The sequence below is a fragment of the Anaerocolumna sp. AGMB13025 genome (genome assembly GCF_029689925.1).
Classification (GTDB): Bacteria; Bacillota; Clostridia; order Lachnospirales; family Lachnospiraceae; genus Anaerocolumna.
Genome location: NZ_CP121445.1, coordinates 3880439 through 3892879, shown reverse-complemented (window position 1 = coordinate 3892879; position 12441 = coordinate 3880439). Strand labels below are relative to the sequence as shown.

At 39.5% G+C, this 12441-nt stretch carries 11 protein-coding genes; 7 read left to right on the top strand and 4 right to left on the bottom strand.

Translation table 11 applies throughout. The annotated features are described in order from the left end of the window. Positions 1 to 249 precede the first annotated feature (249 nt). Both QA584_RS16050 and QA584_RS16045 read left to right on the top strand, forming a co-directional pair. Entirely contained in the window at positions 250 to 636 is a 387-nt protein-coding gene (locus QA584_RS16050; RefSeq protein WP_278270065.1) for a BlaI/MecI/CopY family transcriptional regulator, read from the top strand. 3 nt (positions 637 to 639) lie between these two features. Further along, positions 640 to 2682: a M56 family metallopeptidase gene (locus tag QA584_RS16045; RefSeq protein WP_278270064.1), complete on the top strand. Its 2043-nt coding sequence runs from the start codon at positions 640 to 642 to the stop codon at positions 2680 to 2682. A 370-nt stretch (positions 2683 to 3052) separates the two neighbouring features. Here QA584_RS16045 and QA584_RS16040 read toward each other — a convergent pair whose 3' ends face one another. Beyond that, the gene (locus QA584_RS16040; protein WP_278270062.1) at positions 3053 to 3178 is read right to left on the bottom strand and encodes a hypothetical protein; all 126 of its coding nucleotides are present in this window, start codon (positions 3176 to 3178) and stop codon (positions 3053 to 3055) included. Next, complete coding sequence (locus QA584_RS16035) at positions 3165 to 4088, bottom strand: helix-turn-helix domain-containing protein (RefSeq protein WP_278270061.1); 924 nt, start codon at positions 4086 to 4088, stop codon at positions 3165 to 3167. Before QA584_RS16035 ends, QA584_RS16040 begins: the two co-directional genes overlap by 14 nt. Positions 4089 to 4440: 352 nt before the next feature. On the opposite strand from QA584_RS16035, the gene QA584_RS16030 reads away from it, so the two are divergent. The 3 genes from QA584_RS16030 to QA584_RS16020 all read left to right on the top strand — a co-directional run bounded on the left by QA584_RS16030 (position 4441) and on the right by QA584_RS16020 (position 8056). Then, on the top strand, positions 4441 to 6600 hold the full coding sequence (locus QA584_RS16030; RefSeq protein WP_278270060.1) for a glycoside hydrolase family 3 C-terminal domain-containing protein: 2160 nt from the start codon (positions 4441 to 4443) through the stop codon (positions 6598 to 6600). Between the two features lie 588 nt (positions 6601 to 7188). Further along, entirely contained in the window at positions 7189 to 7458 is a 270-nt protein-coding gene (locus tag QA584_RS16025) for a late competence development ComFB family protein (RefSeq protein WP_278270059.1), read from the top strand. 34 nt (positions 7459 to 7492) lie between these two features. Further along, positions 7493 to 8056 carry an SOS response-associated peptidase gene (locus QA584_RS16020; protein WP_278270058.1) on the top strand — a complete coding sequence of 188 codons (564 nt, stop codon included), beginning with the start codon at positions 7493 to 7495 and terminating at the stop codon, positions 8054 to 8056. A 208-nt stretch (positions 8057 to 8264) separates the two neighbouring features. On the opposite strand, the gene rpsT is transcribed toward QA584_RS16020, so the two are convergent. Continuing rightward, on the bottom strand, positions 8265 to 8528 hold the full coding sequence (rpsT, locus tag QA584_RS16015) for a 30S ribosomal protein S20 (protein WP_278270057.1): 264 nt from the start codon (positions 8526 to 8528) through the stop codon (positions 8265 to 8267). A gap of 195 nt (positions 8529 to 8723) precedes the next feature. On the opposite strand from rpsT, the gene gpr reads away from it, so the two are divergent. Then, complete coding sequence (gpr, locus tag QA584_RS16010; RefSeq protein ID WP_278270056.1) at positions 8724 to 9650, top strand: GPR endopeptidase; 927 nt, start codon at positions 8724 to 8726, stop codon at positions 9648 to 9650. A 439-nt stretch (positions 9651 to 10089) separates the two neighbouring features. Continuing rightward, the gene (gene spoIIP, locus QA584_RS16005; protein WP_278270055.1) at positions 10090 to 11478 is read left to right on the top strand and encodes a stage II sporulation protein P; all 1389 of its coding nucleotides are present in this window, start codon (positions 10090 to 10092) and stop codon (positions 11476 to 11478) included. Between the two features lie 10 nt (positions 11479 to 11488). Here spoIIP and QA584_RS16000 read toward each other — a convergent pair whose 3' ends face one another. Beyond that, a complete protein-coding gene (locus QA584_RS16000) occupies positions 11489 to 12439 on the bottom strand; it encodes an ROK family protein (protein WP_278270054.1) in 951 nt (316 codons plus the stop codon). Positions 12440 to 12441 lie beyond the last annotated feature (2 nt).

The window sequence follows — 12441 nt, the reverse complement described above, 5'->3', positions numbered from 1 at the left end:
CTGTTTTTTTGATAAAGTTTTTTCGCAATAGGCTTAAGAATATTGTAAGAAACTTAAGAATTTATAGTATTGACATTTTGATTCGCCAAATGTAGAATATGGAAGTAATCTAAATTCGTCAAATGTAGAAGGAAGTGAAAGCGTGAAAGAAATTTATTATAAGAAAGGTTGCCACACGGAGCATCTTTCACACATTCTTATTTGTGGCAGTATCCCAGACAAACCTGGGATATGCAATGGGTGTAAATCATGAATAAACAAATAAAAAGGTTACCAGACTCAGAACTTGAAATTATGATGATTATCTGGGGGGCCAGGGAACCGGTAACCTCGGCCTATGTCAGTGAACAACTAAAAAATAAAAAAGAATGGAAGATTACGTCCGTACTTACTTTTCTGGCAAGACTGGTAGAGAAAGGATTCTTAACAAGCACCAGAGAAGGCAAGGTCAATATCTATTCTCCGGTTATAGGTGAATCTGAATATTTGGAAAGTGAAAGCAAGTCCATTCTGGAAAAATTATATGGGAATTCACTTACCACCTTTGTTTCGGCACTCTATAAAAGCAAGGCAATCAATGAGGACGATATTTCTGAATTACGGGAATTTATCGATAAATCGGCTAAGGAGGATTAAGAAATGCTTGAGGCTGTTTTTGGGAATGTAATTCAGGTAACCCTGACAACGACGGTGATCCTGGCGGTACTCATAGTTCTGCTTCCGGGTTTTCAAAAAAAGTATTCCGCCAAATGGAGGTATCTGATGTGGTTTGTCATTGCGGTAAGGCTTTTAATTCCCTTTAGTCCATCACTGCCCGCAAGACCCATTGAGATAAAGCCTCCGTCACAGAAAATACAAATATCCATACCGGTGCAAAATCATGTAAAGCCACATAATACAGGTACTCCGGCAATTGTACCCCCCAGGTCAGTAACCGAAATAACCCAGATCCATACCCTGTCTCTGAGTGAGATTTTAGCTTTGGTATGGCTGGCAGGAATTGTACTATGTATACTTTATTATCTTTTGGGATACTACCTGTTTGGGAAGTCAATAAAACGTTACTTACGGCCGATAGAAGAGACGGATTTAAAGGTCCTTTGGCAGGAAGTAAGAGATGAAATGAAGGTTACCCGGGATATACCTATGTACTCCTGTAAAAAGACTGTCAGCCCAATGATGACCGGTTTCTTTAAGCCTGTGCTAATTTTACCGGATTTTAGATTAGAGCTTACTGATTTAAGACTGATTCTAAAACATGAATTAATCCATTATAAAAGGAAAGATATCTGGTTTAAATTGCTTTTGGTATGTGCAAAAAGTTTACACTGGTTTAACCCCTTCATATACATAATGACAGACCTGGCCGATAAAGATATGGAAATGGTGTGTGATTCCGAAGTAATTAAGAACACAGACCTTCTCTATAAAAAGAAATACAGCGAAACCATACTTTCGGTCATTCATAAAGGAAATGTACATAATACAGCATTTTCCACTTATTTCAATGGAGGTAAAAAGACAATGAAAAAACGATTTTTAAATATATTTGATAAAGGCAGCAAAAAGAAAGGCATAGCAGCATTAGGAGTAATACTGATTACAGTATGCCTGGTTGGAGGACTTGTCGCATGGGGTAATCAGGAGAATACTAACTTAGTCATCTTAGATAAAGCCGCTCAGACAACGGTGAAGAATAATCAGGATACAGTAAATACCACCCAAACCCCAGACACTACTGAAACTACCACCGAACCTAAGACAACGAACGCACAAGCTGGCGACAGCAATACTGCCGCCGACAATACAACATCTACCGGAGAAAATGACGCTGCCGCCGGTGAAACACCATCACTTACAGCTGATAATACTACCGCCGGTGAAGCGCCGTCACTTATAGCTGATAATACTGCCGCCGGTGAAGCGCAGTCACTTATAGCTGATAATACTGCCGCCAGTGAAACACCATCACTTACAGCTGATAATACTACTGCCGGTGAAGCACCGTCACTAATAGCTGATAATAACTCCACCGTTGCAGCGCCGTCATTTACATCCAATAAAAATTCCAACGAATTGGCATCACTTCCAGCCGAGGTCAGAGCCGGTGATACTGCCAACAATAACCCTGCACCTCAGGCAGTCCAAGAAAGTACTGCGAATGCGGCCCCGTCACTTGTTAAAGCAAGTACCGGCACGGCAGTTAAAAGTGATGGCGGTAAGGCAGCACCTGTTTTACTACCTGACAAAGCCTCAGAAACAGACGGAAAGACCGATTCCATAATCTACAAAAATAAGGATTACGGTTTCTCATTCACACTTCCCTCAAGCTGGACAAATTACACAATTATAGCAGATAAATGGTCAGCAAATTACTTAGATAAAGAAAATAAACATGAAACCGGACCAATGCTATCGATCCGTCATCCAAAGTGGACCAAAAAAACACCACGACAAGACATCCCGATTCTTATATTTACCCTCAGTCAATGGAAGGATATACAAAATGATATAATCCATATTGGAGCAGCACCTGTTAATCCCAGTGAACTAGGACGCAATTCCAAATATGTATTTGCTCTGCCTGCCCGCTATAACTTTGCATTTCCGAAGGGATATGAAGAAGTTCAAGACATAATAGATGGCAATCCACTACAGCCAACCGAAAAAATAGCAAAATAATAATTTATCAATACCCAGAAAAATGGAATGTATCAATCTAGATTAATAGACATTCCATTTTTAAATTTCTTTAGCAATCGATGACACAAATCAGATAACACAAATCAGATAACATAAATCAATACGATACATTAACCCAAATAAGAGACAGCCAGAAAACAGGATAGAATCCTTGATAAAATCAGCTCACAGCATAAACTTAAAAGCAGTGATGGTGATATAGTTCTTATGCGCCTTATACTCCTGCTGTCAATTCACTTATGGATCATTCATCTGGTAAAGAGGGAACAGGCACACTGTCTGACGAGCAAAGCGAGGAGTTTGTGCCTGTTCCCTCTCGCCTTACCAGATGAATGATCCATTAGTGAATTCAGCCGGAGAATCGAAGCATAAGAACTATATCACCACCACTGCTTTCAATACCTTCCCTGCTGATTTTATCAAGGATTCTATCCCCCCTTTCTAACAATCTTTCTATCTTATCACTTAATATCATGACTCAAAGTTCCATAAAAATCCTTAAAATCCGTAGGCGTACACTTCTTAATAGATTTAAACACCCGGTTAAAAGTCGAAATACTAGAAAAACCGGACTGGAGTGCAACGTCAATAATAGCCAGGTCCGGATTAAGCAAAAGACTTTCCGCTGCCTTAATTCTCCTTAACGTCAAATAATCATAAAAGGAAGAAGAGGTCATCTGCTTAAAAAGCCTGGAAAAATGGTATTTAGAAAACCCGGCGATTTTAGCGGCCTTATCCAAAGAAAGATTCTCCATATAATTCCGGTCGATGTAATCATAAATCAGGTTGATCTTCTCAATGTATTCCTTTTGCTTATGAATACCGGCAAAGGGAAAAATATGGCTGGTATCCATGTGACTGCGTCCAATCAAAACAAATAAGCGTATAATTAGGGTATATATGGAAACTTCCCATAAAGGAAACCCATTAAAATATTCCTCCTTTGTCTTTATTAGCAGCTCATAAGCTTCTTTATAAATATCGGGGGAGTTTTTCTGTGTAATGAGGTTTGGCTGGGTCATAAGGGGGAGAAGACATGAAAACCCCTTTTGTTTGCTCATTAACATAAAGTCAAAAAGTAAGATGATTCTTGAGCCACTAATTGGAGCGTACAGCTCATGGAGATCTCCGGGAGGAATGATAAGTATATCCCCAGGTTCCAATTCAAAGCCGGTTTTATTAATAAAGACGGAATAGGAATTGGATAAGGGCATAATAATTTCGATTGCGGAATGCCAGTGGAGCGGGTAATTGGTATTGGTCTGATTCACGTAAAAAAGTACGGAGGAGTCTTCGGAATACCCGACTTTTTCAAAGGTACCAGTAACCTCCCGTTTAAATTTTGCCCTATCTGAATTATCATTTTTTTTCTTTATATCAGTCATAAGTTACCTCATAAGTCGGTTTCTGTAAAAGTAGATAAATACCATCACATATTGCTAAAATTTAACGGATAAATAAAGGCAATATGTCTGTCTGTTCCGATATTTATATATAAGTTTATCAGAAACAGGAGTCAGGCAGTTATTCCTTTATTTTAGTATAGGTTTAAAAGAAAGTAAAGAGAGAATACTATTAAAACCGAATAGCGGCAAAAGCGGTAGATTTGCAAAAAACTTAGCAATTACTGAAAAATTTTTAGCAATATCTGATAAGAGCTTACTAGTCAAGTATACTATAATGTTAGTATAAGCAACAGGATTAGACCCATAAAGCATAAGGAGGATATTATTTAACATGGAATACAAGAAGTATTTGGACGAATCTTTATCATTTGAAGACAGAGCTGCAGCTTTGGTATCCGAAATGACCCTGGAGGAAAAAGTGTACCAGACTTTGCACGGTTCCGCCGAAATCAAGCGTCTGGGGGTTAAGGCATATAATTATTGGAACGAAGCTCTCCATGGTGTTGCAAGAGCTGGTGTAGCCACCGTATTTCCACAGGCAATCGGACTGGCTGCAACCTTTGATGAAGATTTCCTTGAGAAGGTAGCAGACTGCATTTCCACTGAGGGACGTGCGAAATTTAATATGCAGCAGAAGTTTGGAGATACAGATATTTATAAAGGACTGACCTTCTGGTCCCCTAATGTTAATATCTTTCGTGATCCAAGATGGGGAAGAGGCCATGAAACTTATGGTGAGGATCCATACCTTACTTCCCGTCTGGGCGTACGCTTTATAGAAGGTTTACAGGGACATGATAAGAAGTATATGAAAGCGGCAGCTTGCGCCAAGCATTTTGCAGTACACTCAGGACCGGAGGATCTCCGCCACAGCTTTGATGCCCAGGTATCGGAAAAGGATTTGAATGAAACGTACTTACCGGCATTTAAAGCCTGCGTACAGGAAGGACAGGTTGAGGCTGTTATGGGTGCCTATAACCGTACCAACGGGGAACCTTGCTGTGGAAGTAAGACCTTATTAAAAGATACCCTTCGTGACAAATGGGGCTTTAAAGGTCATGTAACTTCAGACTGCTGGGCTATTAAAGACTTCCATGAATTCCACATGGTTACGTCTACCCCTGTAGAATCAGTTGCCCTTGCTATGAATAATGGCTGTGATTTAAACTGCGGCAATATGTTTGTTCATTTATTACAGGCAGTAAGAGATGGATTGGTGAAAGAAGAAACCATATCCCAGGCAGTAACCAGATTATTTACGACCAGAATGAAGCTGGGCTTATTTGATGCACCGGAGAAAGTGCCTTATAATACCATATCTTATGACATGGTAGATACCAGGGAACATAAAGCGCTGAATATAGAAGCAGCTAAAAAGAGCATTGTATTATTAAAGAATGAAAAGGGACTTCTTCCTTTAGACAAGTCAAAATTAAAGACCGTTGGGGTTATCGGTCCTAATGCGGATAACCGTAAGGCACTTATCGGTAATTACGAAGGAACCGCTTCTGAATATGTAACGGTTCTGGAAGGTATCCGCGAGTATCTTGGTGAGGAGGTAACCATCCGTTATTCCGAAGGCTGTCATCTGTTCAAAGAAAAAGTATCGGGTCTCTCCAGAGCCAATGACCGTTTGGCCGAAGTAAAAGCTATAGCTGAATCTTCGGATGTCATTATTGCCTGCATGGGTCTTGATGGGGGACTTGAAGGAGAAGAGGGCGATGAAGGTAATGAATTTGCCAGCGGTGATAAGCCGAATTTAAAGCTTCCCGGACTTCAGGAAGAAATCCTGAAAGTACTTACCGAAAGCGGAAAGCCGGTGGTGCTGGTATTATTATCCGGTAGTGCCTTAGCCGTAACCTGGGCAGATGAGCATATACCCGCAGTTTTACAGGCCTGGTACCCGGGAGCACAGGGCGGAAGAGGGGTAGCCCAGATATTATTCGGTGATTTTTCACCGGAAGGCAAATTACCGGTTACATTTTACCGTACTACGGAAGAACTTCCAGCGTTTACGGACTATAACATGGCTGGACGTACCTACCGCTATATGAATCAGGAAGCATTATATCCTTTTGGTTTTGGTTTGAGTTATACGGATTTTACGGCAAAAGCCGCTATCAGCAAAACAGTTATCTCACCAGAGGAAAGCATAGAATGTCAGGTTACTATAAAGAATACCGGCAAAAAAGACGGAGCAGAAACGGTACAGATCTATGTAAAAGCTCTGGATGTAGAGGAAGCTCCAAAGCATCAGTTAAAAGGCATCAAAAAGGTATTCTTGAAAGCAGGAGAAGAAACGAAGGTATCAATTACTCTGCCGGCAAAAGCCTTTGCATTATATGATGAGGAAGGAAAACTGGTATTAAATGCAGGAAACTATGAAGTGTTCGCAGGAACCTCCCAGCCGGATCAAAGAAGTATCTTATTAACTGGCAAAACACCGGAATCCTTTAAAGTAACGGTTTCGGAAACCGTAGTTCTTGATTAATTAAGTTTTTGTATTATATTCAATATGAGGTGTATCTGCTTTATTTTGCAGGATACACCTTATTTCAATCTTGCACCTATTGTCACTAAGGTTCAAACCCAGAAGCTACGAGACAAAGGAATATAGGTATAAGCTTGAAGCAGACTAGAACAGACCAGAAAGTCCGAAACAAGGTAAGGATCCGCTAAATTTGAAAACAGACAAAGAAAGACCGACCAAAGGTTAAGATCCACTAAGATTGAAGACAGACTCAGAAAGACCGACGAAAGGCTTAAGGATCCACTAAGCTTTAAACAGACCTAGAAAGACCGAAGCAAGGTTAAGTCCTAAGCATGAAAACAGATCTAGAAAGAACTAAGTAAGGCTTTAAGATCCAGTAAGCTTGAAAACAGACTCAGAAGACTTGAAAAGTTACAACATGTATATATATACACAGAAATGATAAAAAATAACAAAACCTAAACATTAATATCATACCGTCTAGTATAAATAGCTTAGTTACAATCCTATAATTCCATGTTATACTAAAATTATATTATTACATTTTGCTGATAAAACTCAGATAGAGGGGAATAGAAAGAGGTTAATATGGAAAAATATCATAATGTCATGGAGACGTTGGTTGTAAATAAGCTGGACGAAATATGGGACACATTGGATTGCTGCAAATGCGATAAGTGCCGCAATGACATTATTGCCTGTACCCTAAATCAAATGGTACCCAAATATGTTGTAAGCCATGAAGGCGAGTTATATGCACGTCTGTACCTATTATCAGCCGAACACGAATTTGAAATTGTAAAAGCAATTGCAAATGCCATTAAGATGGTATCAGAACATCCAAAACATTACGTATAAATGAATCTAGGAAAGGGAAAGAGGAGGAGATACAATGTGCGGCCGTTATTATGTCGATGATGAAACTTCAAGAGAAATAAGAAAAATACTGGAGCAGCTTGATGCGAAATATGAAAATAACCACCGAAAGACCGGTGAAATATTTCCAACGGAAACGGTGCCGGTGCTGGCAGCTTTTCATGACCGTATTGAACCGGAGTTATCCGCCTGGGGCTTCCCCAATTTCTATAATAAAGGTGTTATCATAAATGCAAGGGCTGAGACGGTTCTTGATAAAAAATCTTTCCGGGAAAGTGTTATGAGCAGGAGATGTGTAATTCCCTCCAATGGTTTTTATGAGTGGGATGGCAGCAAGAAAAAATTCCTGTTTAAACAGGAGGATTCGGATATTCTTTATATGGCAGGAATTTATAACTTCTATAAAGAGGAATGCCGTTTTGTCATATTGACAACAGAAGCCAATGAATCCATGTCAGAAGTCCATAACCGGATGCCGGTAGTCCTAAAGGAAGATGATGTAAAAAAGTGGATACTTGACAACAATAGTACCAGCAGGATATTAAGCCAGGTTCCGCCCTTACTGATAAAGACCGCCTGATATCTATTAGAATGACCAATGTAACAAGGATTCCATAGGAAACTTAAAGAATTTAGAGATTATGTATACGGATAGATAGTACCAGGCTCACAGGGATAAAGTGCTTGGACATAGAAAAAAGACGCTCTTATAAGCGTCTTTTTTCTATGAATTTAAAATTCAGGTATACAGGAGGGAGAGGGTTGGTTTCCTTCCTGATATATAATAATTAAGCAATAGTATTAACAGCTTTGCTTAAACGGGAAACTTTTCTGGATGCAGTATTCTTATGATAAACTCCCTTAGAAGTAGCTTTATCAATTTCAGATATTGCAGTAAGTAAGCTTGTCTTAGCAAGGTCTTTGTCACCGGCAGCCACGGCAGCATCAACTTTCTTTATAACAGTCTTAACTTTAGATTTAATTGCCTTATTTCTTAAAGCCTTAGTTTCATTAACTAAGATTCTCTTTTTAGCAGATTTAATGTTAGCCAAATCGTACACCTCCAAAATGTTCTATAATTTTATTTGAATTATTTTGTTTTCATTAAATCCGGACACGGACGTTCTAATGTAAACATACTATTATATAGTAGTATAAAGCTATTATTATGTCAATACATAATTTGAAAAAATTTGAAGAAAATATAAAGGAATAACTTTAACTTTAGAAAGGTATGAACTCAGAGAATGGATAGAAAAGATAACAGTAATATAGTGGGAGTACCAAGAACGGACCTTGCTTTAGAGGTAAGGGAAACATTTAAAGAAGACAATGTTGAGATACAGGGTGTAGTTTTAAAAGAAGATTATGATAAGAAAAAAGATATTCGGGTAACAACAGTTACCATTAAAGACCAGAAAGGTGCAGATGCCATGGGTAAGCCCATTGGTACTTATATAACGATTGAAGCTTCGAAGCTTGAGCAGGAGGATGAGAGCTTTCATGAACCTATTACAAAGGAAATTGCAAAATACATCAGACTGCTGGCGGGAGATATCGAGAATCGTGAGATATTAGTTGCCGGGCTTGGTAACAGGGAAGTTACGCCTGATGCCTTAGGACCCCAGGTAGTGGATAATTTATTTATAACAAGACATCTTGGGAAAGAATTTGGCAGCGAATATCTGGAGGAGAACAAACTGGGTAATATCAGTGCAATCTCCCCGGGGGTAATGGCACAGACAGGAATGGAGACCAGTGAAGTATTAAGAGGTATCATTAGAGAGACCATGCCAAAACTCGTAATTGTAATCGATGCCCTGGCGGCCAGAAGCATTCACCGGTTAAACAAAACAGTACAGATCACGGATACCGGTATCAGTCCCGGTTCCGGTGTGGGTAATAACCGGAAGGCATTAAACAAGGAAAGTCTAGGAGTAGATGTCATTGCTCTTGGAGTTCCAACGGTTGTAGATGCAGCTACCATTGTTAGTGATACCATGGAGCAGTTTATGACAAAACAGGGCTTTGATGAACACGAAATCCACCAGTTCATGGGTGAGCTAAAGGAAGAAACCATGGGTAATATGTTTGTTACCCCTAAGAATATAGACGAATCAATTAAACGTATCAGTTATACCATTTCAGAAGCATTGAACAAGTGTTTTGCTTAAACTAGTGTAAATTACTGATTTTTGTAAAAGGAGGAGGCATCGCATTATAGCTGAAATTTAGCTATGAAGTGCGAACCTCCTTAAAGTTACTCCTCATTCTTATAAAGAACTTTTCAGTTCAAAAGGGGACAGGCACAGCATGTCTAAAAATTTTATTAATTTAGTACCAGAAACGTTATCATAAAGCGAAGTAAAGCATATGATAGAATAAGGTAAGAGGGTTTTATACATAACTCAGGGTAAGAAGAAGTTAATGATGATTAACCTGGAAGTACGCCTTACTCCATTCTCCTGGATTTAAAAAGCAGTATCATAACGGGGAAGCTTGAAAGAAATTATTACCTTGAAAGAAATTATTACATAGAAAGGATGCCATATAAAAGATGCCGTATGAAGATTCTTTCAGTCTATTTATTGTGGCAGTGCAGCGGAGATAATTATGCGAAGATATAAGTACAGGGTTACCAGACTGTTTCATATAGCACTATGGGGTATTATTTTATTACTGAGTCTTAATGTATTGATTAAATGTATCCGTATAATCGGTCCAGAGGCGGAAAGTACATTAACAGATACCATCGGACAAAAGATTGTTACAGCAGCCTGTAATTATATGCTTGAGACCAATATACCCATACTGGGTTATGTATCCGGCAGGGATGAAAACAAAAATAAGAGTTTTATACTTAACACGATGTTGGGATCTTTCCCAATTAACCGTTACATAGCCCAGGCAAGTGATGAACCGGGCAGCAATTACATAGAGAATGAGATGGATACGCTTAAGCTGGCAGATGAAGACAGCCTGCTGTTTAATAATGATTTATATGTGCAGCGGATTATAGAAGGAATCGAACATGCTAATTCGCTGACAAAAGCAGCCAAGGGGAATGGTGTGCAAAACAATTCCTCCGGGAAAGATGCCGTCCCTGCCTCCAGTTCAGGTGGTATCATGCCAATTGATATCATTAACGGAGAGGTTTATTTGGAAAGTGAGGAAACCACGATTGCGGATGATGCAGTTTCACAAACCCTCGGAACCATTAACGGGGTGCGTTTTGATATGAAACAGCTTCTGAATCACCAGTTCTTATATAACAATTTTTATATTGTAGATCCGGCAACGGTTGTAAATGACCAATTGTTTGATGTCAAGAAATTTATTGGTGAAGATATGACCATGAAAACGACTTCCGACAAACCACAGATCTTAATTTACCATACTCATTCCCAGGAAACTTACAGTGACAGTAAAGGAACGGAGGAATCGGAAACGGTAGTAGGGGTAGGAACCTACCTGACAAAACTATTGGAGGATAACTACGGTTACAATGTAATTCATGACAAGTCAAAATACGATATAATGGGCGGGGAGTTAGACCGGAATCTAGCCTATAATTATGCCGGTGACGGGATTGAGAAAATTCTGAAAGAATACCCCAGTATAGAGGTAGTCATTGACCTGCATAGGGACGGAGCAAATGGGAAACGGGTTGCTAAGATAAAAGGGGAAGATACAGCCCAGGTCATGCTGTTTAATGGACTGAGCAGAACACCAAAAGGTGATATAGCCCGATTAAGTAATCCTTATCTACAGGATAATCTGGCGTTTAGCTTACAGCTTCAGCTTAAGGGAAGAGAAATATTCCCCGGACTGATGTATAAGAATTATCTTATGGCATACCGGTATAACATGCATTTAAGGAAGAAATCCATCCTAGCAGAGGTGGGTACTGATAAAAACACCCTGGAAGAGGCGATGAATGCAATGAAATATCTGTCAGAAGTCATATATGAGGTATTATCAGGAGAAGGGAAAGAAGGATAAAAACAGAAGTCTAACTATGATTTATGCAGTTATAAACAGCACCTATCATTCCGGCATCATTGCCAAGGGCTGCTGCCTTAAGATCAAGGTCCTTTCCAAATGCAGGCATAATCCTTTTTAATACTTTCTCCCTGAGAGGAAGAATAAATAGCTTATCCTGTATACTGATACCTCCGCCTATTAGAATGAGCTGGGGATTAAAAATATGTACCAGATTTACCAGGCCAGTCGCTACATAATCCAGCCATTTTTCAAAAAGTTCTTCTGCCATAGGGTTACGATCTGCCAAAAGCCCAAATATGGTTTTGCCATTAATGGGGCAGCCCTTAAAGTCAGTTGCCCCAAAGAGCCCTTTGTTAAGAGCCTCCGAAAAACTCCTTACCAGCGCAGCAGTGGATGCATATTGTTCGTAGCAGCCGGTATTGCCGCAGGTACAGGAGGTTCCATGACAGTCAATGGTAAAATGTCCAAGTTCTCCGGCTAGTCCGTTTACTCCATTTAGTATTTTAGAATTGATAAGGATTCCTCCTCCGACGCCGGTCCCTATGGTGACAACAATAGCATCGGAAACCTCTTTGGCAGCTCCAATCCATTTTTCTGCTAAAGCCGCACAGTTTGCATCATTCATAACAGTTACGGGAAGTTGGAATTTAAGGGTAAGAACTTCTTTGATTCTGCTTCCTATCCAATTTTTAATGTGACCGGCAGTACCTATAATAATTCCACTATAAGAGTCTACCTGTCCGGTTGCAGATACGCCGATTCCTTTTATCCGATCCAGGTTTATTGAAAAATCCTCTAAAAATGTCTCAAGGCTTTTTTGTACAGTCTCTAGTATGGGAGTTTCATACCCGTCAAAATCTACGCTGTATTGGTTATATTTAAGTACAGTTCCGTTTTCATCTATCAATCCGATCTTAACGGCAGTTCCGCCAATGTCTATTCCGATATAATCCATCATAA

What these genes read in the sequence shown, in the direction of transcription:
- QA584_RS16025 (WP_278270059.1), top strand. Translation starts at nt 7,189, where the DNA reads ATGGAAAAATATCATAATGTCATGGAGACGTTGGTTGTAAATAAGCTG.
- QA584_RS16050 (WP_278270065.1), top strand. Translation starts at nt 250, where the DNA reads ATGAATAAACAAATAAAAAGGTTACCAGACTCAGAACTTGAAATTATG.
- QA584_RS16040 (WP_278270062.1), bottom strand. Translation starts at nt 3,178, where the DNA reads ATGATATTAAGTGATAAGATAGAAAGATTGTTAGAAAGGGGGGATAGA.
- spoIIP (WP_278270055.1), top strand. Translation starts at nt 10,090, where the DNA reads ATGCGAAGATATAAGTACAGGGTTACCAGACTGTTTCATATAGCACTA.
- QA584_RS16035 (WP_278270061.1), bottom strand. Translation starts at nt 4,088, where the DNA reads ATGACTGATATAAAGAAAAAAAATGATAATTCAGATAGGGCAAAATTT.
- QA584_RS16045 (WP_278270064.1), top strand. Translation starts at nt 640, where the DNA reads ATGCTTGAGGCTGTTTTTGGGAATGTAATTCAGGTAACCCTGACAACG.
- gpr (WP_278270056.1), top strand. Translation starts at nt 8,724, where the DNA reads ATGGATAGAAAAGATAACAGTAATATAGTGGGAGTACCAAGAACGGAC.
- QA584_RS16030 (WP_278270060.1), top strand. Translation starts at nt 4,441, where the DNA reads ATGGAATACAAGAAGTATTTGGACGAATCTTTATCATTTGAAGACAGA.
- QA584_RS16000 (WP_278270054.1), bottom strand. Translation starts at nt 12,439, where the DNA reads ATGATGGATTATATCGGAATAGACATTGGCGGAACTGCCGTTAAGATC.
- QA584_RS16020 (WP_278270058.1), top strand. Translation starts at nt 7,493, where the DNA reads ATGTGCGGCCGTTATTATGTCGATGATGAAACTTCAAGAGAAATAAGA.